We start from the raw sequence: 19,503 nt of genomic DNA, 5'->3' as shown, positions 1-19,503 counted from the left end.
GCCCTTTTTGTGTTTTATACCTGTCAAAAATCCTGACAGTTTCTTTCCTGAAAAGGGCGTACTATAAGGTCTCTTATTTACAAGGGGACCTTGATGAAAAATGCCTTGCCATACATTCTGGGGACAGCGCTTTTCTGCACTGCCTTTTCTGCCTCTGCAGCCCAGCAGGACAACATCAATCGTAAAATCATTTCTCAGGGAGTGCCTGCCGATGCGGTCAATCGCCTGAGCAAATTCATGTATGAAAACCGCGGCCGCAGCTTCCAGCAGGACACCTACACCTGTGAAGGCAAAGACCCGGCCAGTGTGCGCCCTTGCGAAGAAGTCAAACGCAACCGCAGCAGCAAGTACGTCACCCTGAACAGCCCACAGTATGTGGTCATCGTGGATTATTCTGCGCCGTCCACCGAAAGACGTTTTTATTTTATCAACCTTCGCAACGGCGCGGTTGAGAAATACTACACCTCTCACGGCATTGGCAGTGGTGATGGCAACTATGCTTATCGCTTTAGTAACACCAAAGATTCCCGCCAGACGTCACTGGGAATTTATCTGACCGGAGAAGTGTATACCGGATCTTACGGAAAAACCCTGCGCATGTACGGCCTGCAAAGATCCAACGATCAGGCTTACAACCGCGATATCGTTGTGCATGGAGCCTGGTATGTCGGCGAGGATTTCATTAATATGATCAATAAAAAAACCGGACAGCCTTACGGCCGCCTGGGTTTAAGCTGGGGTTGCCCGGCGTTGTCTTTGTCGATGGCGGAAAAGCTGATTCCGCTGTTGAAGGGTGGCAGCGTGATCTATCACTACCACCCAGCGTTGGTGGATGAGGCCCAGTCGGGCCGTCTGGTTTCCACCAAGAAAAAGAATTAGTCTGTGCCCTCGCTCAGGCGAGGCACAAGGACCTTTTGAATCTCTGTGACCATATCGGCATTTCCCGCCACGATCGAATTCTTATAGGGCGTGTAGGCTTCACCGCGGTAAGTCTGCACGACGCCACCAGCTTCCTCGACAAGAAGAATTCCTGCAGCTGCATCCCATGGTTGAATATTGCGTTCCCAATAACCATCAAAAACACCGCGCGCCACTTGCGCCAGATCATAAGCCGCAGCGCCAGGACGGCGAACACCACGGCATTTGCGAACCATGTCGTCAAAGATTCTCAGCTGTTCAGAAATCACGTGTTCATGCTCTGACACAAAACCCGTGGCCAGCAGGCCTTTCTTCAGTTCGGTGTTCTTGCTGACTCGCAAAGGCTTGCCGTTGACGAATGCACCCTGCCCGCGAATCGCGGTGTATGTTTCATTCAACATCGGTACATCAATCACGGCGAGCTGAATTTGACCGTCGATTTCCAAACCCAAGCTGATGCAGAAAATCGGAAAACGATGAACATAGTTTGTGGTCCCATCCAGTGGATCCAAGATCCAGCGCCCATTTGCGCCTGCCTTGCTCCACGCGACCTTTGTCCCGGTTCCGTGAGATGCGGCGAAGGTTTCCTCGCCCAGGAACTCGATTTCCGGAAAATTTTTCCTAAGATGCTCTGCAATGACTCTTTCTGATTCTTTGTCGGCTTCGCTGACAAGGCCCGCTTGGAACTTTTCCTCGACGTGCTCTAAGTTACCGAAATAATTGAGAAGCACCTGTCGGCCCAGGTTCACAGCTTCAATAGCTTGACCTAAGACCTGCTTCCAATCCCTTGATTTTACGCTGTTTTCCACGCTTTCCCCTTCGGGCAGGACCCTTGGATGATTGACCAGTTCAGAGGATTAACGCTAACATGTTTGCAGGGCCAAAGGAAGGGCCCGAAACTTAAGCATTCAAGCGGGTTTAAAAATTATGAGGATTGAAAAAATGAGTTCTAAAACGGATGTGATGGTGAAACTAGCTTTAGTTTTCTTTATTTCTTTGCTGTCTTTCTCTATCGGTACATTTGTAGGCAAGAAGTACAGTGACAACCAACATCAGCTGGCTGCTTTGGAACCTCAAAAATCCTCTCACACCCAAGAGCGTGAAGTGGCTTCTGTTTCTGAACACGGGACCTCAGAAGGCAAAGTGGGCGCGATGACTGATGAAGAGATCGCGAAACTTGCTGAAGAATTCGTGGCGGATGAAACGACTCCTGTAACAACTGAAAACGAAGCAACACCAGCTCACGGTGAACACGCGGCTCCTGCCAGTCACCACGGTGAAATCGCTGAAACAAAAGTTGAATCCAAAGAACCTAAAGTTGAGACTCACAAACCGAATCCAACCAAAGGTGACAAAACTCCTGTAACCCAGCACAACGAACCATCTGAAGCTGCGAAAAACGTAGCGGCAGGCAAAGCTCCAACAACTTTGGAAGCAGCAGAAAAGAAAGTAACGGCGAAAGAAGACCGTCTGCCTTCTTCCCTTCCTAAAGATGTGGCTCAGTTCGCAGTGGGCAAATTCACTGTGCAAGTGGCGTCTTATGCTGATGAAGCAGAAGCTCAGAAAATGGCTTCTGACCTGAAAAACAAAGGTTATAGCGCGTTCTATATCCCGGCAAATATCAAAGGCAAAACCTGGTTCCGCGTAAGTGTTGGCCAGTTTGCGACTCAGAAAGAAGCTCAAGCTTACCGCACAGAGCTTGTGACTAAAGCGAAAGTCGGCTCTGCGATCGTTCAAAAGATCACTGAGTAATTGTTCACCCGCTTTTAATTAAATTCCTAAGGAAGCCTCGTTCGAAAGAACGGGGCTTTTTTTATAGCGGAACCACCAGGCCCGCACGCAGAACAGCACCCAAAGTCGGATTCGGATCAAAATCAGACCCCAGCAATGCCCGGCCTTCCATCCCCACGGTCACACCATACTGACTGGTGCTTAAGATAAACAGCTCAAGCCCTGCAGACAATCCACCCATCACCTTCATTCCGGTTTTATCAGAACGACTGTCGGTCATGAATCGGGTGATGACTTCTTCCTCGTAACCACCAACGCCGGCACCGAAATAAATCACTCCGCGCATGCCGCCTTCTTTGCCGCTTAAGACATTGTACCGGCCCCACAGGGTCATATCCTGATGACGGCGCTCGATGCTGGAGGTGCTGTTGCCGGTGGTGTCCGTGAAGCTTGCGTATTCCACCAGAAGGCTGTAGCGATTGCGATGATAGCCGATGGAAAAGTTCCGTGGCTGACGGGCTTCCAGATCACCGGAATTGCCGCGCTCATAGCGCATTTCATAGCCAAACGGATAAGCCGCCAGCAAGGACACCGGCGCCTCCGTGGGCGTCTTCATTCGCGACTCTTGGGCAAAAGCACTTACGGACAACAAGAATAACAACAATCCCGCGACGAATTTCATTTACTTCACTTCCCGTGCTTCAGGATTTTCGGCCGTCGCTGATTTAATCACCCAGCCAGTTTCTTCCACACAGGAATAAACCATCGGAGTTTCTGCAGAAGTTTCCAGAACCTCAGCCAGGAATTCGCATTCTTTCTTTTTCATTTCGCCCAGTTCTTTAACCAGGCTTTGAACGAACTGATCATGCGTATAGTAAGTGTCTTTCTTTTCAGCCAGATCGACCTTCAAAGACGGCAGCATCTTGATAACCAGCTTTGCCACTTCTTTGCGGGCGGCAAGATCTTCAAGGCCGCGTTCTTTGGAATAGATGTCCGTGAACTTTTTCAGCACGCGGGAAAACTGCGTTCCCACCGTGTAAGCATAACCCGTGACATAGTCGCGGAACTTCGTGCGTTCACCGGAAGCATGGAACAGCTCCAGGTTATTACGCACGACTGTTTTATTCGGAAGCTCATAGATACCAAACAGATCACTGACCTCAAGGGAACGAACGCGTTTCTGGCTTGGCAGGGACTGAGCGATGAAATCAGGATTCCCGGTGTACATCCAGCCCCAGAAATCAGCCAGGCCTTCATTCAGACCGCGCATCATCGCCAAACGGTGGAATTTCAAAAGAGTTGCTTCATCCAATTCATCACCGATCAGCACCGGCTTTTCGCGACGACCACGACCGGACAAGTCTTCTTGTACGATACTGGCGTCATCCATAAAGGAATCGCGGCTGTGTACACCGGCATCGTCATCGACGACGTCCTTCAAAACCAGTTTAAAGAACAGAGAATGGAAATGCTCATGCGCCAGAATCCCGCCATTGATTGCGATTGCCAGACCGTCTTGCGTGTAAGGCACCACCAGCATGGAATCGGTGGCTCCGTCATAAAATGCGTTATTGGCTCCGGAAGAACCTTTCACTCTGACACCCACGCCCACATCACGCGGCCACTGGTTCACACCACCAGCGCCCAGCTCTTCATCAAGCAGCGCCAGCTTCTGTGTGTGAGCATAAATGGTGACCAGTTGCTGGGTCATTTCGTTGGCCGGGATAAAATCACCGGATTTATTTTTGATAAAGCGAGCCACGGCAGGACGGCCGTGCAGGGAGTTATTGGTAATGCGCGGGCTGAGGAAAAAACGAACGAATTTACCGGTGACGGTCTGAAGGTCTTCAATTCCAAGCAGCTCTACCGTCTGCAGGGAATAACCGGCCTTGGAGTTGCTTTGTGGTGCCAGTACGCGGACATTGCCGGACTGATCAGCGCTCTCAGACTGCGGGGCACAAGCGCCCAAGGCGCCTGCGACTAGAATTGCTGCTGTGATCCGGCTAAAAACGCGCTTCACAAAGTCCTCTCTAAGTTCTATAAACGGAGGGGTTCTCTCGCTCACTTGACTTATTGCGTTATAGTTATAGTGGAAAATGGCGAAAACCTCAATGAAAACTTAGGGATAGACAAACTTTGTCAGTCTCACCAGAAGTTCGACAGCCCCTGCAAACGCACATTAAGGAAGCCGCCATGGATGTACTTGATTTTGTTACGAAAAATCTGAACCCCGCGCAGAAGGATGCCGTCGAAACCCTGGAAGGGCCTTTACTTATCCTTGCCGGCGCCGGATCTGGCAAAACCCGCGTCCTTACCCACCGCATGGCCAATATGATCGGCCAAGGGGTCGCGGCTTCCGATGAAATCCTGTGTGTGACCTTTACCAATAAGGCCGCCAAAGAGATGGAACATCGTATTTACAAGATCCTGGCGGACATGGGTGCCATTGTTCACACCCAGCTTTGGATCAATACCTTCCACAGCTTCTGTGTTCGCGTTCTGCGCCAGCACATCACACTTCTGGATTATAAGCCCTTCTTCGGAATCTATGATTCTTCCGATCAGCTAAGCCAGATCAAGAAAGTCATGACCGCTCTGGATATCAACGACAAGATGTATCCGGCAAAAAACTTCCAAAGCCGTATCAGCAGCGCCAAGATGATGGGTCTTTCCCCGGAAGGTTTGGAAAAGTCCTCGAAACGTCTGATGGATCAAAAGACTGTTGAAGTTTACAAAGCCTATGAGCGCGAAATGAAAAAGGCCAACAGCCTTGATTTCGATGATCTACTTTTGAAAACCTATGATCTGTTCCGCATGTACCCTGATGTTCTGCAGATGTATCAGAAAAAATTCCGCTACATCATGGTGGACGAGTACCAGGATACCAATCACATTCAGTATCTGCTGGTGCAGATGCTGGCTTCCGCTCACCGCAACCTGTGCGTGGTGGGTGACGAGGATCAGTCCATCTACAGCTGGCGCGGAGCCGACATCAAAAACATCCTGGATTTTGAAAAAGACTTCCGCGATGCGAAGGTGATCAAGCTTGAGGAAAATTACCGATCCAGCGCGAATATCGTCAATGGCGCCACGGCTGTGATCAAAAATAATTCCCAGCGCAAAGACAAAACTCTTTTCACCTCCAACGAAGCCGGTGATCTGATTCACGTGCGCGAAGAAAAAAACGAATACGAAGAAGGCCGCTTCGTTGCAAAGACCATCCAGTCGATGATCAACGAAGGCGAAGGCTCGCACAACGACTATGCGATCTTCTATCGCACCAATGCCCAATCACGGGTGCTGGAAGAACAGCTGCGCACCATGGGTATTCCGTATCGCCTGGTCGGCGGCGTGCGCTTCTATGAGCGCATGGAGATCAAGGACATGATTTCTTACATGAAACTGTCCATCAACCCGGCAGATGATATCGCCCTGAAGCGCATCATCAACGTCCCCGCGCGCGGTATTGGCAAAACCACCATTGAAAAAATCGAAGAATACGCGGCCCACAAGAACCTGAGCATGTTCGAAGCAGCTGAAAAATCCTGCGACGAGCGCCTGTTCAATGCCGGCACCACCGGCAAGATCCGCCGCTTTGTTGATCTGATGAAAGACCTTCAGCAAAATGCCCAGCACCTGAAACTGCTGGAATTCTTTGCCGTGGTTCTGGATCGCACGGAATATCTGGCCGCTTTGAAAAAAGATGAATCCCCGGAATCCCAGGCACGTATCGAAAACTTGGAGGAACTGGACAACGCCATTGCCCAGTTCGTGCAAGAGCGTGGTGAAGAATCCACGCTGATCAGCTTCCTGGAAGAAATGGCTCTGGTGAACGACGTGGATTCTTTGAATCAGGAACAGAACTCGGTCACCATGATGACTCTGCACATCTCCAAGGGTCTTGAATATCCTTACGTGTTTGTTGTGGGCCTTGAGGAAAATCTTTTCCCAAGTGCTCGCAGTGCGGAAAGTGACAGTGAAGAAGATGTAGAGGAAGAACGCCGTCTGGCTTATGTGGGCATGACCCGCGCTCGCCAGAAACTGTGGTTGACCTACGCGAAAATGAGACGCGTGTGGGGCCAGGAGCAGTTCAACCCGCCTTCACGATTCATCAAGGAAATCCCGCAGAACCTGATCGACTTTAAAACCTCAGCCGAAGCGCCGCGTTTTATGGCCCGCTATGGTTCCAGCTCTTATGACTCTGACTTTGGCGGCACACCGAAATGGGGCGCAACCAGCTCTGACCGCAATCGCGCTCGCACGCAGAGTTATGATGATGCTCAAGACTTCCCGGATTACGACAATGAAGGGAGCGGATCTGCGCCATTCTCTAAAGGTATGCGCGTAAGACACCCGACATTTGGGGTCGGCACTGTGTACGCAACTGAAGGCACCGGCGAAAACTTCAAGGTCAGCGTGATGTTCACGGATAAAACTGTGAAGAAATTCGTGGTGAAGTACGCCCGCTTGGAGCGCGTATAGTCATATTTTTTTTGTTGCCAAAATGAGGATAACTGACAAACTTCTTCGGGTTACTAACAAGGAGTAATTAATGAAAAAGTTGATCGTTGTCCTTTGTGTTCTGTCCTCTTCTGTTTCCTTCGCAGCTAGAAATGTTGCTTCCAACGGCGGCAACAAAACTGCCAGCATCAATCTGGGTATGACCAGTTCTGCATTGAACATCGGTGGTCGTATGGAATTTGACGATGCCCAAGGCGCGCTGGGTGCTTACGTGTTCATGCAAACTGAAAAGAAAGACGCTGGCATCCCTCAAGTATTGAGCTTTGGTGCACACTCTTTCGTAAGACTTGTTGAAGCTTCCAACGTGACTGCGTTCCTGGCTCCAGGCGTGGGCATCTCCATGATCAAAATGGATGGCGCTGATGACAAGACTGTTGTTGGTCCAAGCTTCCGCTACGGTGCTCAGTACAAACTTGCTAACGGCGCTGGCGCTATCGGCATTGAGCGCTTCGAAGTATGGAACTGGTTCGACGAAGACACGGCGTCTTCTGTGGATTTCACTTCCGCAGTTTATTCTTTCAACTTCTAGTTTTAAGAGCTGACAGCACGTTGATAAAGCCCGGCACCGTCCGGGCTTTTTTTATTCAACTAAACATGCCAGGCTGTCGTCCAAAAGGATGATTCCAGCCACGAAACACATTTGGCCCCCGAATATTTACGCGAATATCATTCGGAGTAAGGCCATTTTCTCACCCAAACGTCAGATCGAATATTTCAAAAACACCTCTTCTTTCATCTTTTTACTCAACTTTGGTTGATTGCCGCCGATTAAATTTCTGTCATCAAATTTTTTTTACAGAGTTTTATGTGAGGTCGTTGATGAAATCCTGGAGTTTGAAAGCAAAGTTAACGGTGATGGGTCTTTCGGTAGCCCTGCTTTCCGCAACCAGCGGCGCGCTGGGATTTTACTTCCTGAACAAAGTCAGTGGTGAGTACAGCATCGTCGCACAGGAAAACCTGCCCTCCTTAAAAGAACTTGCCGACCTTCGCGCCACCATACGCGAATTGCGCATCCATGTTCGCAGCATCGGCCTTGCGGGCAACACCCAGGAAGATGTGAATCACTATGTTGAAAAAGCCAAAGAGCAAGTCGTCCTTTTTGAAAAGCATATTGATGCCTATGAAAAGATCGACCCTTCTGCCAAAGAACGCAAAAGCTATAAAGAGTTCATCGCAGGGTGGACTGAGTTCAAAAACTTCGGCGGCGAGATTCTGGCTTTAAGTGCGCACTACAAAGAGAACGAAGACAAAGTTGTCGCATTGATTCGCGATGTATGTCCCACAAAAGCACAAAAAGTCTACGAACCCCTGCTGAATGAAACAACCTATCAGGTGCAGTACGCGGATCAGTCCGCGCATGAGGCAGTGAACGCCGAAGAACAAGCGCGCTTCTGGGTGACTGTCTTTGCTGCTATTTCAATTGTCCTGGCGGGACTGGTGTCGTTCTTTGCTTCCTCGTCTGTTGCCAAGACGGTCAAACAAATCTGCGACGCTCTGGCCGACAATTCCCAGGAAGTGCATAAAGCCGCCAGCTATCTTTCCGAAGCCAGCGTGACCGTTCAAAATGGCGCTAGCAAAGCTTCCTCCATGCTGGAAGCCAGCACCGCCTCGATCAGTCAGATTGAAGCCATCGTTAAAATCAGCAGCGACCGCGTCCGTCAGGCCAAGGTGGCTTCTGAAGACTCCCGAACTTCTGCTGAAGACGGCTCGGGTGCGATCAAACAACTGATGAACTCAATGACCAAGATCAGTGACAGTTCCAGAAAAATGCAGGACATCATCAATATCATTGAAGACATTTCCTTCCAGACAAATCTGCTGGCACTGAATGCCGCGGTCGAGGCGGCCCGGGCTGGTGAAGCCGGTCGTGGGTTTGCCGTGGTGGCTGAAGCAGTTCGTTCCTTGGCACAAAGAAGTTCCGTGTCGGCGAAAGAGATCTCTGAATTGATTTCTCAAAGTGCCAGCTACATTAATGAAGGTGTTGCCAAGGCCGGCCAAAGCCAGGATGTTCTGACTCGCATCCATAAAGACATTGAAAAGGTGTCCTCTTATAATCAGGACATTGCTTCGTCCAGTGAAGAACAGCGTGTGGGCATCCAGCAGGTTTCCGGGGCCCTGGTCAGCCTAGACACGACATCGCAAAGCAACACCAAGGCTTCAGAACAGGTTTCTTCCATTGCAAAAGAACTGAATGAAAAAACCGAAGCCGTGGACTCCCTGATTTCGGATCTGCGTGGATTGATCGAAGGCCGCAAGGCCTCTTAAGAGCAAAAAAAAAGGGGCCCGGGAATGGGCCCCCTCACGGAGTACTTGCTAACCGATCAGCTTTAACGCCAACTGGTTTGCTTGATTTGCCTGAGCCAGAATCGAAGTTCCTGCCTGCAGTAAAATATTATTTCTGACCATTTCACTGGATGCTGTTGCAACATCAGTATCACGGATACGGCTGTTGGCCGCGGACAGGTTTTCCTGAGTCACACCCAGGTTGTCCACTGTCGAAGTCAGACGATTCTGCAAAGCCCCCAGATAAGCCCGGGTGCCGCTGACATTCGTCTGCGCATCGTCCAGTCGTTTCAGTGCTGTCTGTGCCCCTTCTTTCGAAGAGAAATCCAGTCCTTCCAGACCCAAAGCATCCAGCGTCGCCGCGTGCTCGCCCGCATTAAAGCTGATGCGATCCGCGAAATCGTCGTTGCCGATGCCCACCTGGAAATCAAATTTTGGCGCCGAGCCATCCAGCAACTTCGTCGTACCCCACGTCGTGGACTTGGCAATACGCTGCATTTCGCTGGTCAGCTGAGTCACCTCTTTATTAAGCATCCCGCGCTCGGTTTCCCCGACTGTGTCGGAAGCACCCTGGATTGCCAGTTCGCGCAGGCGCACGATGATATTGCCGACTTCGTTCAGACCGCCTTCTGCCGTCTGGATCATTGAAATACCATCGTTGGCATTTCTTTGAGCCTGAGCTGCAGAACGAATCTGGGCCTTCAACCCTTCTGATATCGCCAAACCCGCAGCATCATCTGCCGCTTTGTTGATTCGACTGCCCGAAGCGAGTTTGGCCATAGAATCATTTACGATTCTTTGCGAACCCGCCAGATTTCTTTGGGCATTCAGGGCTGCAATATTGGTTGTTACTCTCATTCCCATTTATTTCCTCGCTACTTCGTCATAACCATGGCTTAGCCTCCTTGAATAGTTGACCGCCTACATCCGAGTTTGCGGTTGTGTCTGCTGAACTATTCGGGTGATTCTGATGGTACTTCACAAGACTATGGATTGAATTTTCACCGGACATTAACAACTGGCCAAAACGCAACTGTACTGACGGCTAAGAAAATCCACGAAAACTTGTTTTCTTTAAGCCAAAAATCGATCACGCTGTCTCATAGCGAGAAGGAGCTCTTAATGAAAACATCCCTGATGACCCTGCTGGTTTCGCTGCTGATGATCGGCTGCACCAGCGCCCCGAAAAAGAATGAATCGGCGAAAACCGCCGGTGACTTCGTAAGTACTTTCATTCAAAAACACAATATACCTGGTGCTTCTGTCGCAATCCTTAAAGACGGCGAGATCATTCACACTGCCAACTATGGCTTGGCGGACGTCGAAAACAAAACAGCGCCCACCGACACCACTTTATGGCGCATTGCCAGCGCCAGCAAACCCATCACGGCCATCGCCATGTTCAAAGTACTGGAAGATTCCGGTGTCGATCTGGAAAAAGCTCTGAACAAACCTGTCTTCGGCCCGCGTGGTTATCTGCCAAAGTACCGCCAGATCCGCGATCACCGCGTTTACAAAATCACCCTGCGTGATTTGCTTCAGCATTCCGGCGGTTGGGATCTGAGCGTCAGCGGTGACCCGCAATATGAAGTCTACACCATTGCAAAAAAAATGAAGACCGCGGTTCCGGCAAGTGCTGAGACTGTGATTTCTTATGTTTTGAAATATCAGAAGCTGGATGTGGCTCCGGGGAAAGAGTTCCACTATTCCAATCTGGGCTTCAACATTCTGGCTCGTATTATCGAGTCCCTGTCTAAAATGCCTTACGAACAGTATGTGCAGCAGAAAGTCCTGCAACCGCTGGGCATCACCGATATGAAGATTGCCGGGAACACGTTGCAAGACCTTCTGCCAAACGAAGCGCGCTATTATGATGATCCCCGCTCTGCACCCAACAAGTCTGTTTTCGACAATAAAACCATGGGACCGCAGTCCTACAATGGTTATGTCTTCCATACCATGGATGGGCACGGTGGTTGGCTGGCGACACCATCAGATCTGGTGAAGATTGCCAATGCCGTAACCCCTTGGAACAAAGGTGTACAAATTCTAAAACCTGAAACTGTCGCGGTGATGACAGCACCCGTGACCACCATCGGAAATCCGAATGCGTGCTTGGGCTGGGTGTGCATGGAAGGCGGGAAAAACATCGGACACGCCGGGGCTTTGGAAACCGGAACGCTTTCCTATTTCACCCGTCACGGTGATGGTTATGCCTGGGCTGTGACTTTCAACCGTCTGCCAGTGCAGAAGCTGGAAGAAATCGGCCTTCTGGGCAAAGAGCTTTTGGATGGCGTGAACGGAAAACTAAAGTAAGTTCTTGCTGTTTTTCAGGTGAGCCCACTCGGCCTCGTACATCGAGGCATCGGGCTTGCGAATCTTTTCCGGTGCAGGGCTGACGTATTCAGCCTTCACCCCGTCCCAACCGACATAGTGACGAGTACGGCCTTCCTGGCCGACTTCAAAGTTCGGTACCAGATAAGTTTTCCCCCCGCCATTGGGAATATCCAAAGACAGATTCGGCATCGCAAGACCGGACAGGTGACCCCACAGCTCTTTTTGAATTTCCAGTGAATCTTCCACAGATGTGCGCAAGTGATCAGTACCCAATGAAGGGTCGCACTGGAACATGTAGTAAGGCTTCACACGCAGGAACAACAGGCGGCGGTTCAAGGCCTGCACCAATGCCGGATGATTGTTGATGCCGTTTAATAGCACCATCTGATTCATCACCGGCACACCGTTGTCCACCAGTCTTTCCAAAGCCTCCACAGCTTCGGCTGTCAGCTCGTCCGGATGGTTAAAGTGCGACATCAAAAACACCGGTTTGTGCTTTTTCAGAATCTGCACAAGCTCTTCAGTCACGCGCATCGGGCACACCACCGGCATGCGGGAACCGATACGGATGATCTCGACATGCTCGATCGCACGCAAGTCCCCCAGCACCCGGTCCAGTTGCTTGTCACTGACCGTCAGCGGATCGCCGCCGGACAGAATCACTTCACGAATCCCGGTGTGGGACTTGATATAGGCCAGAGCCTGTTCGTATTCTTCGTTGCGGATGAAGGCCTGCTCTTGCCCGGTGAAATGTTTGCGGGTGCAGAAGCGGCAGTAAACACTGCAGATGTCTGTGATCAGGAACAACACACGATCTGAATAGCGGTGGATCAAGCGAGGGGCTGCCTTGTTCTGACGTTCCCCCAAAGGATCGAGCATCTGCTGATCACCTTCTTCGATTTCATAGCGATGAGGCATCAGGATCTGGCGGATGGACTGGCCCGCAGCACCTTGTGCAAGGCTTGCGTAGTACGGCGTTGTGCGCACGTTGAAAAGTTCTTTCCCACCCACGAACGCCGCTTTTTCATCCGCACTTAATTCAAAATGCTGGGCGAAATCGTCTTGTGACTTGAGGGAATGACGAAGCTGCCAGGTCCAATTATTCCAATCGGATTCGGCGACATGTTCAGGCCTTTTGCTTCGCGGGAAATGAAACTTCATGGCAGTCTTATAGCCTAAAAGTGACCGAAAGGGGCGCTTTTTCACGCTTTGCCTTTCGCCCCCTTAAACAGCGCTAAGCTATTGAAATTCGGTATTTTTTGAGGGTTCTCGCATCGAGACACCAGAAGTTCTACAACCTCTACGGGCCGTGCAATGAATCTCAACATGAGAACTCTTAGCTATTTCCTGTGTTTAGGGCCGATGGCACGAACCTCGGGTTTTGGCCCGGCCTTCGCTTTACATAAGTGTAGATAAAAGGGACTGGATGTTCCCTTCATATAGGAGGACTTATGAAATTCACTTACCCGCAAAAGAAATGGGTTCTGACATCAGCTCTGCTGGCTGTCTTGGGATTCAATGTATCGTTCAACACTCATAATGACGGAATTGCTTCCGCAGACTTCGCTTCCACAAGCGGCGATCTGACTGAAAGCAAGGTTTACACCGCTGAAGGTGTGATGCCCGTTAAATACATTGATAACGGTGATGAAGAAGTCCTGGCTTTGGTTCCAAAAAGAACAACTGAAGGCAAAGTCTGCGAAGGCAAGTGTGGTTACGACACCATCGTCCTGAGCGCAAAAAACAAATCTGATATCGATGCCCTGAATGTTGAGCTGATGAAAAAATTGGCTGAACAACCAGCTGCACCTAAAAAGAAAGTGGCTAAAAAAGAAGAAGTGGCAGAAGCGGATGCTGAGGCTACGGGTGAAGAGGTTGTTGAAAAGAAGGCTGTAGACCACTTCGAGAAGCTGCGTAAAGAGTGCAAGCGCCATAAAGAGATTGCAGACGCTCTTTCCTGCCTAGCTCCAGGATTCACAGACATATTGAATGACGAAAAGAAAGATGTAACTTCGTCCGAAGCATCCAAGTTCTTCTCTGAAGCAATTCAGCCGCTTTTGGTTGAACAGCTTACCACTATCAGATCCTCACTTAACCTGCAGGACCGAGTAAAAGCAGGTCTGATTTCCTATGACGACAACATCTCATTCCAATGGGCCAAAGAAGATGCAGACACTCTGAAAGAGAAGACTCTACTTCTAACAAGAAATTTACTTGCTGAAATACCAAGAAAGCATGAAATGGTTCGCTCAAAGCTATTGTCTGCGCAGTCAAACCTGTTGAAATACGAAGCCGAGCAAGCAGCAGCACTAACTGCACTGTCTCTGAAAACTACAAATCAACAAGAATTCGCATATTTGACCACCGAAGCTGAAATTCGCAAAGGCGAAACTAGCGCATTGGCTTCTATCCTTGAGAGAAACAGTCTTGTTGGTATTCAATCAGCGAGTTCAATTGGCAACATCACCGAAATGCAGAAAGCATCTTATAGAACTTTCTTAACTGAATCCTACCTCGCTCTTTTGAACGCCTTCGCCGGAAAAACGACTGGTACCGTTAAAGACCCAGGTATCGACCTGTCCGGTAGACTTCAAAACCCGGGTCGCGGCACCATCGGCACTATTCAGAGCCAGGTTCCAACTACTTCCATCGGAACTTTGCCAACCACGCCAGGGACAATTCCATCAGGAGTTTCCTCCAGAACAGGTGGTACGGCGCTGAGCACTCAGACGCAAACGCAACTGAATGTTCACCCAAACAGCAGCGGTGTGACTTTCGGAACCCCACGCGATGCGACGGCCGAAGCTTTGCAGCAAAGAGCACTGATCCGCGGTCGTCAATAAAAGCTAACTGATTCAATCCTCCCAAGGGTCCACGAAGGACCCTTGTCCTATTGAGAAAGGAGAACAAAACATGAAAAAAGTCATTCTTGCGCAAACAATCATAATGACTGTTTTGATGGGTTGTTCTTTCTCGAAAGATCAAAACAAACCAGCCGCGCCGTCTGAAACGCCGTTGGCCCAGTCAGCCAAAACCCCTGAGAACGCCTTCCAAAAACTTATTCTTGAAGCTGAACTTCATGACCTGAAGGACGCCATTCAAACCAAGTCCCAAGCCGATCTAAATCAGAATTTTCCAGATGGCAGCACGCCATTGGAAAATGCAGCCTTGCGTGGTGACGTTGAAGTCATCCGGCACCTGGCTCAGTTGGGCGCCTCACCATTCGTGGCCAATACCACAACCAAGAAGTCTTTGTATCAGGAAGTCGGCACTCTAAAATTAGAACAAAAGAAACCAAGCTCCTTAGAGCTGTTTAAGTACCACGCTCTCAGGGCGGGCATATCACGGTCCAAATCGCAAATTCGAAGTCTTCTTAAGAGCAGGTCCTTTGAAGAGCTGCTGACTTTTGTCATCACCAATCAGACTCCGGCCTCCGAGGTGATACCCGCAATCACGCGTGGATATCGCGACCATGAAATTCCTTTGGCCATAATAGAAAAGCTTATTAAAGCTCCCTCCATGCAAAATGACGAGCTATTTGAAAGGCTGGTCAAAGATGCTTCTTATATTCTGCTTGACGAGCTTGATACCCAACTAAATAAGGCTCTTCCGCACTTCGCTTTGGCAGAGTTTATATCTGGCAAAATGCCGAATAAATTCCATGGATATTGGCACTATAGCGATAAAGAAGACCGCACCTACTTTGTAAATCCATCGCTTTTGCTCTGGTGGCGAAATATCAAGTATCCAGCCAGACACGAGAACTTCAGCACTTATCTGCAAAAAATCACACGTTTTCCGGAGGCACTGGCCACAATCTATTGCCCGGGAAAGTGTAAAACTATCGACGAAGCAAAATTCTCGATTACTATCGATGAACTCCGCAACGACGAAAACTTTTGGGGCAACACCATCCTCAATGATTCATTGGCAGAGGCCAGCGGAGACTTCTGGAACCCGGAGGAAGAGGAATGAAAAGTCTGCTTATTTCAAGCCTCCTCGTCTTCTTCGTTGTGGGTTGCGCATTTCAGAAAGACCAGGCTGAAGAAAAATACGTCACTACAAGGTCGGTAGAATCTCCGGCTCAATCAATCTTTCAGGCCGTGAAGTACGCTTCCTTCGAAGAAGTTCAATCACTTATCGAATCCCGGCCCATGCCGGATTTGGCAACAATTGAAGAAAACGGACAAACCCTTTTAGAGGTTGCTCTCCAGCGGGGAAACCATCCTATCGTCAGTCTTCTGATTGCGAAGGGAGCTTCTGCCTTTATCAAAGGTTCCAGTTTTCACAAAAAACCATACCTGCTCGTTCGGGAATATAGCCAAGAATCCGGAAATGCCATTGGAATGTGGGCGATGCTCCAATATCAAAACTTGTCGACCTATGGCACTTTGGAAAAGGCGTGGGCTCACTTTCAAAAGATCAATCTGGGCTGCTCAGATCTATTAAACGTTCACTCGTTCATGAGTGTCTTTTCAAACACTTTCAGCAATACCGTCCTGGGGTTGGCAGAAACCTATTGCCAGGATAATTTGGACAATCAGAATTTCAAAATTTGGCTGTTAGGAGAAATCATCTCTCAGTCCCGCCATCCCAGTGGAAATCTAAATTATCTTAAGTATCTCTTAAGCCGTAAGAAAGTCGAAAACATGGAAATAGAACTTCCCGTTGCCGGCGGCAAACTGGTTGGAACTCCGTTTGCCTTTATTAAGTTGGCTTTGCTGTCTAAAGACCTTGCTCCGCAACATGCCCAGCTAACAGCGGCTGCCGAAATTCTTCCGCAGACTAGGAGCTATATTACGTTTAAGGCAAGCGAGGACATTCCCCTTACTTCCAGAACCTTTTTTGATTTGGATCACATGACCGAACAGGAAGCTGAAGATCTAAAGAACAAATATGTCATGGCAACAGGAATGATGGGCGTAAAGAATATGCCCCTGTGTCTTATGGGCTGCCACTACACTTCACCTATAATGGAAGATTCCCTCTAGCGCATCATCACGCGCAGACGAACCGGTTCACCCGGACGAAGAGTCGTCAGATAGGTACGGAAGTATCTGATTTTAGCTTTTTGAAAAACGTCGGATCGCTGCATGCCGAAGCGGTAGTCGCCTTCAAGTCTCCAGACCGGTTTGGACCAGCCCTGTTCGGTGATAATTTCGGCTCTTTGAATGCGGGCCCCATTGGGGTTCATGACCTGAACCATGACTTCCTGATATTCGGCTTTGCTATTACGCAAAATAATCTGCTGGAAGGTCGGCTGATTAGCAAAGATAGTTTCGTAGGCCACTTCGGTCCAGGCTTGGGCGGCAGGAGCTGCCAACAACAAAACAGTCGCGATGGATCCAAAGAACGCTTTCATAGAACCTCCGATTTCGGTTGCAGACCTGATATTACAAATCCCCGGAGCGTTGTCTATGATGTTTTAAGGCAAAAAAAATCCCGGGGGACTTTCGCCCCCCGGGCCCTGCTCACCACCAAACAAGATGTTTCAAGTAGTCATCAAGCTGTCGTACAAGTTGCAATCGTGCTGTAATCAAAAGCTGATGGCGGCTTTAGATGCAAATCCAAATGTAAACCCGTTATCCAGGTTTCCGTCTGCTCCAGACCCGTTTTTCCAAGCTTCGCCTGGGAACAGAAGACCGACCTGATTCACCCACTGAATTTTATCACTGTGTTTGTAAACCACGTCGATATCCCATTCTAGGCCCAGATCTTTTGTAGAATCAACAGAAGAATTCTGGGTCTGCATCAATTGTGCATAAACCAGAGTGTTGCGAAGGTCGACTCTTTCGGACCAAGCATAGTTCACGGATGGAGCAAGGTAAATTGCGTTGCTCACGTATTCATCATCCGCAGAATTTCCAACAGTCAGGTTCGGATTGGAACGATAAGCGTTGGTATTCAGGAAGTCTTTCATGCCCAAACGATGATTGAACAACAACATCGCCACATCATAGTTCTGATTGAAGGCATAACCACCGAAACCGGAAGAACCACCGTCTTCACCCGTCGCCATACCGGCACGAACTCTGTAATCCCATTTGGATTCTTTAGCTGGAACTTCGAATTCCAAAGCCACACCGAAACCATTCAAGGACACAGAATCACCACCTGCGGTCAAAACACCTGTTTCACCGCTCTGGAAACCGGCTTCCAATTTGAAACCAAAGGAATCAAAACCGCGTCCAAACACCACGTTGGTGCGCTGAACGTTCATGCTTTCACCAACAGTCGCGCCTGCTCCACCGATAGCTTCAACCTGATCCGGAGTTTGGTAACCCAAAGCCTCTTTCACACCTTTGGAAGTTTCCTGATAAACGCCCAAAGTGGTTTTGTTTTCTGCATTTTCATACTGAAGGTGCAAACCCATTGTGGAGATAGAACCACCCTGACCGTAGCCAGTGGACTGTTTGCGGCCCAAGGACGGCATGAAGAACCAGTCACCCACCACGATTTTGTAACCCACGATATCGCGAGTGTCATACCAGTGGTCGAACAGACCTTTGCCGGCATTGTAAGTCATACCCAAACCGAACTCAAACGGAGCACGACCCACAACCAAAGCGCCGTATTCCTGGTTCACAGTCAGATAAAGCTGGCTGACACGAACATTGGTGGAACCTTGGTTCGTGGAAGAAGCCGCAGCCGTGTTGGAGTTCAAACCCCAGATTTCACCCAGCTGAGAATTTGGATAATCCGCGCTGTTCAGGATATCAAAACGGGAAACAACGTTCACACCGTCTGCCGCGATCACAGTCGGGCTCAGATAAAGATAGTTGGTGCCGTAAGCTTTTCTTTCCGTCGGAGAACCCAAAGACGGACGATCAATCTCAGTCCATTCAAAACGGTAACCACCGCTCCAATCCAAAGACAGGGCGTGAGCCGCCGGAGTCGCCAATGCGACAGAAAGACCCAATGCTTTCAAAAAGTTCTTTTTCAACATCTTTATTCCTTTACTTGGAAACCACGCCCATCACATCCGCTTCACGCAGAATAATGAGGTCTTCATTTTGAATTTTGATTTTAGAACCGGCATATTCAGAGAACACAACTTTGTCCCCGACTTGCACATCCATCGGACGCACATGGCCTTTTTTATTCATGTGCCCGCGTCCAACAGCCACAACGAAACCTTGCATGTTCCCGGAAGTGTCAGCCACAGAGTCAGGAATATACAAACCACCCGCGGTCATTTTTTCGGCACCAGAAACCTGAACCATCAGACGGTCGTCCAATGGAGTGACAAAGCCACTCAAATCCAGTTTTTTAACAGGGGCAGATTCACGCACCAAGTGAGCGGTCGGCATAGCAACCTTTGGAGCTGCTGCTTTAGCTGGTTTCGCTGCCGCCTTTTTTGCCGCAGGTTTGCCAGCTTTCACAGCCTTTTTAGCGACCGGCTTTTTGGCAACGGCCTTTTTCACAGCCGGCTTCTTCACAGCAGCTTTTTTTGCTGGTGCTTTAGCAGCCGTTTTCTTGGCAGGAGCTTTCTTTTTTGCGGGAGCTGGTTTTTTAGCGGCTTTTGCAGGAGATTTTTTTACACCGCTTTTTTTGACGGCCTTTTTAACGACCTTTTTTACACTGGCTTTTTTAGCAGAAGATTTCTTCTTAGCCACAAACAATCCTTTCACAAAGGCAACTTATGAAAAACATTTTCAAAGGTTGTTCACCGAGTGAGTTTCGTACTACTCTGTCATCTATGATTCGACCACG

At 49.3% G+C, this 19,503-nt stretch carries 18 protein-coding genes; 10 read left to right on the top strand and 8 right to left on the bottom strand.

Translation table 11 applies throughout. The features are described 5' to 3' along the window. Positions 1–93 precede the first annotated feature (93 nt). On the top strand, positions 94–879 hold the full coding sequence (locus AC04MQ_RS05855) for a murein L,D-transpeptidase catalytic domain family protein (protein ID WP_015092341.1): 786 nt from the start codon (positions 94–96) through the stop codon (positions 877–879). Here the strand turns inward: AC04MQ_RS05855 and AC04MQ_RS05850 are convergent. Then, positions 876–1,727 (bottom strand): inositol monophosphatase family protein, encoded by an 852-nt coding sequence (locus AC04MQ_RS05850; RefSeq protein WP_015092342.1) that lies wholly within the window; start codon positions 1,725–1,727, stop codon positions 876–878. The genes AC04MQ_RS05855 and AC04MQ_RS05850 overlap by 4 nt on opposite strands. A gap of 133 nt (positions 1,728–1,860) precedes the next feature. Here AC04MQ_RS05850 and AC04MQ_RS05845 point away from each other — a divergent pair, with 133 nt between their 5' ends. Next, entirely contained in the window at positions 1,861–2,670 is an 810-nt protein-coding gene (locus tag AC04MQ_RS05845; RefSeq protein ID WP_235046166.1) for an SPOR domain-containing protein, read from the top strand. A 61-nt stretch (positions 2,671–2,731) separates the two neighbouring features. On the opposite strand, the gene AC04MQ_RS05840 is transcribed toward AC04MQ_RS05845, so the two are convergent. After that, positions 2,732–3,265, bottom strand: a complete 534-nt coding sequence (locus AC04MQ_RS05840; protein ID WP_235046167.1) for a hypothetical protein — start codon at positions 3,263–3,265, stop codon at positions 2,732–2,734. A 66-nt stretch (positions 3,266–3,331) separates the two neighbouring features. Further along, the gene (locus tag AC04MQ_RS05835; RefSeq protein WP_235046168.1) at positions 3,332–4,669 is read right to left on the bottom strand and encodes a hypothetical protein; all 1,338 of its coding nucleotides are present in this window, start codon (positions 4,667–4,669) and stop codon (positions 3,332–3,334) included. Between the two features lie 173 nt (positions 4,670–4,842). On the opposite strand from AC04MQ_RS05835, the gene AC04MQ_RS05830 reads away from it, so the two are divergent. The 3 genes from AC04MQ_RS05830 to AC04MQ_RS05820 all read left to right on the top strand — a co-directional run bounded on the left by AC04MQ_RS05830 (position 4,843) and on the right by AC04MQ_RS05820 (position 9,435). Then, the gene (locus AC04MQ_RS05830) at positions 4,843–7,131 is read left to right on the top strand and encodes an ATP-dependent helicase (RefSeq protein WP_475391482.1); all 2,289 of its coding nucleotides are present in this window, start codon (positions 4,843–4,845) and stop codon (positions 7,129–7,131) included. 70 nt (positions 7,132–7,201) lie between these two features. After that, positions 7,202–7,699 carry a hypothetical protein gene (locus AC04MQ_RS05825; RefSeq protein WP_015092347.1) on the top strand — a complete coding sequence of 166 codons (498 nt, stop codon included), beginning with the start codon at positions 7,202–7,204 and terminating at the stop codon, positions 7,697–7,699. Between the two features lie 290 nt (positions 7,700–7,989). Continuing rightward, a complete protein-coding gene (locus AC04MQ_RS05820) occupies positions 7,990–9,435 on the top strand; it encodes a HAMP domain-containing methyl-accepting chemotaxis protein (protein ID WP_475391481.1) in 1,446 nt (481 codons plus the stop codon). A 48-nt stretch (positions 9,436–9,483) separates the two neighbouring features. Here the strand turns inward: AC04MQ_RS05820 and AC04MQ_RS05815 are convergent, their stop codons facing one another. Beyond that, entirely contained in the window at positions 9,484–10,317 is an 834-nt protein-coding gene (locus AC04MQ_RS05815; RefSeq protein WP_015092349.1) for a flagellin N-terminal helical domain-containing protein, read from the bottom strand. A gap of 258 nt (positions 10,318–10,575) precedes the next feature. Here AC04MQ_RS05815 and AC04MQ_RS05810 point away from each other — a divergent pair, with 258 nt between their 5' ends. Continuing rightward, positions 10,576–11,769 (top strand): serine hydrolase domain-containing protein, encoded by a 1,194-nt coding sequence (locus AC04MQ_RS05810; RefSeq protein WP_015092350.1) that lies wholly within the window; start codon positions 10,576–10,578, stop codon positions 11,767–11,769. On the opposite strand, the gene AC04MQ_RS05805 is transcribed toward AC04MQ_RS05810, so the two are convergent. Further along, positions 11,761–12,951 carry a KamA family radical SAM protein gene (locus tag AC04MQ_RS05805; RefSeq protein WP_015092351.1) on the bottom strand — a complete coding sequence of 397 codons (1,191 nt, stop codon included), beginning with the start codon at positions 12,949–12,951 and terminating at the stop codon, positions 11,761–11,763. The two genes, AC04MQ_RS05810 and AC04MQ_RS05805, sit on opposite strands and share 9 nt — an antisense overlap. Positions 12,952–13,241: 290 nt before the next feature. Here AC04MQ_RS05805 and AC04MQ_RS05800 point away from each other — a divergent pair, with 290 nt between their 5' ends. The 3 genes from AC04MQ_RS05800 (at position 13,242) to AC04MQ_RS05790 (ending at position 16,781) form a co-directional block, all read left to right on the top strand. Then, positions 13,242–14,633 carry a hypothetical protein gene (locus AC04MQ_RS05800; protein ID WP_015092352.1) on the top strand — a complete coding sequence of 464 codons (1,392 nt, stop codon included), beginning with the start codon at positions 13,242–13,244 and terminating at the stop codon, positions 14,631–14,633. 70 nt (positions 14,634–14,703) lie between these two features. Continuing rightward, on the top strand, positions 14,704–15,765 hold the full coding sequence (locus AC04MQ_RS05795; protein ID WP_015092353.1) for an ankyrin repeat domain-containing protein: 1,062 nt from the start codon (positions 14,704–14,706) through the stop codon (positions 15,763–15,765). Then, on the top strand, positions 15,762–16,781 hold the full coding sequence (locus tag AC04MQ_RS05790) for a hypothetical protein (protein ID WP_475391477.1): 1,020 nt from the start codon (positions 15,762–15,764) through the stop codon (positions 16,779–16,781). Before AC04MQ_RS05795 ends, AC04MQ_RS05790 begins: the two co-directional genes overlap by 4 nt. Here the strand turns inward: AC04MQ_RS05790 and AC04MQ_RS05785 are convergent. The 3 genes from AC04MQ_RS05785 to AC04MQ_RS05775 form a co-directional block, all read right to left on the bottom strand. After that, a complete protein-coding gene (locus AC04MQ_RS05785; RefSeq protein ID WP_015092355.1) occupies positions 16,778–17,152 on the bottom strand; it encodes a hypothetical protein in 375 nt (124 codons plus the stop codon). The two genes, AC04MQ_RS05790 and AC04MQ_RS05785, sit on opposite strands and share 4 nt — an antisense overlap. Before the next feature lie 174 nt (positions 17,153–17,326). Next, positions 17,327–18,736, bottom strand: coding sequence for a hypothetical protein (locus tag AC04MQ_RS05780; protein ID WP_015092356.1), 1,410 nt, complete (start codon positions 18,734–18,736; stop codon positions 17,327–17,329). 10 nt (positions 18,737–18,746) lie between these two features. Continuing rightward, positions 18,747–19,214 carry a co-chaperone GroES gene (locus AC04MQ_RS05775; protein ID WP_235046170.1) on the bottom strand — a complete coding sequence of 156 codons (468 nt, stop codon included), beginning with the start codon at positions 19,212–19,214 and terminating at the stop codon, positions 18,747–18,749. On the opposite strand from AC04MQ_RS05775, the gene AC04MQ_RS05770 reads away from it, so the two are divergent. Next, positions 19,195–19,467 (top strand): hypothetical protein, encoded by a 273-nt coding sequence (locus AC04MQ_RS05770; RefSeq protein WP_235046171.1) that lies wholly within the window; start codon positions 19,195–19,197, stop codon positions 19,465–19,467. The two genes, AC04MQ_RS05775 and AC04MQ_RS05770, sit on opposite strands and share 20 nt — an antisense overlap. Positions 19,468–19,503: the final 36 nt, after the last annotated feature.

It is taken from the genome of Bdellovibrio sp. MYbb2, assembly GCF_056175685.1.
This window is presented reverse-complemented; position numbering and strand designations above follow the sequence as displayed.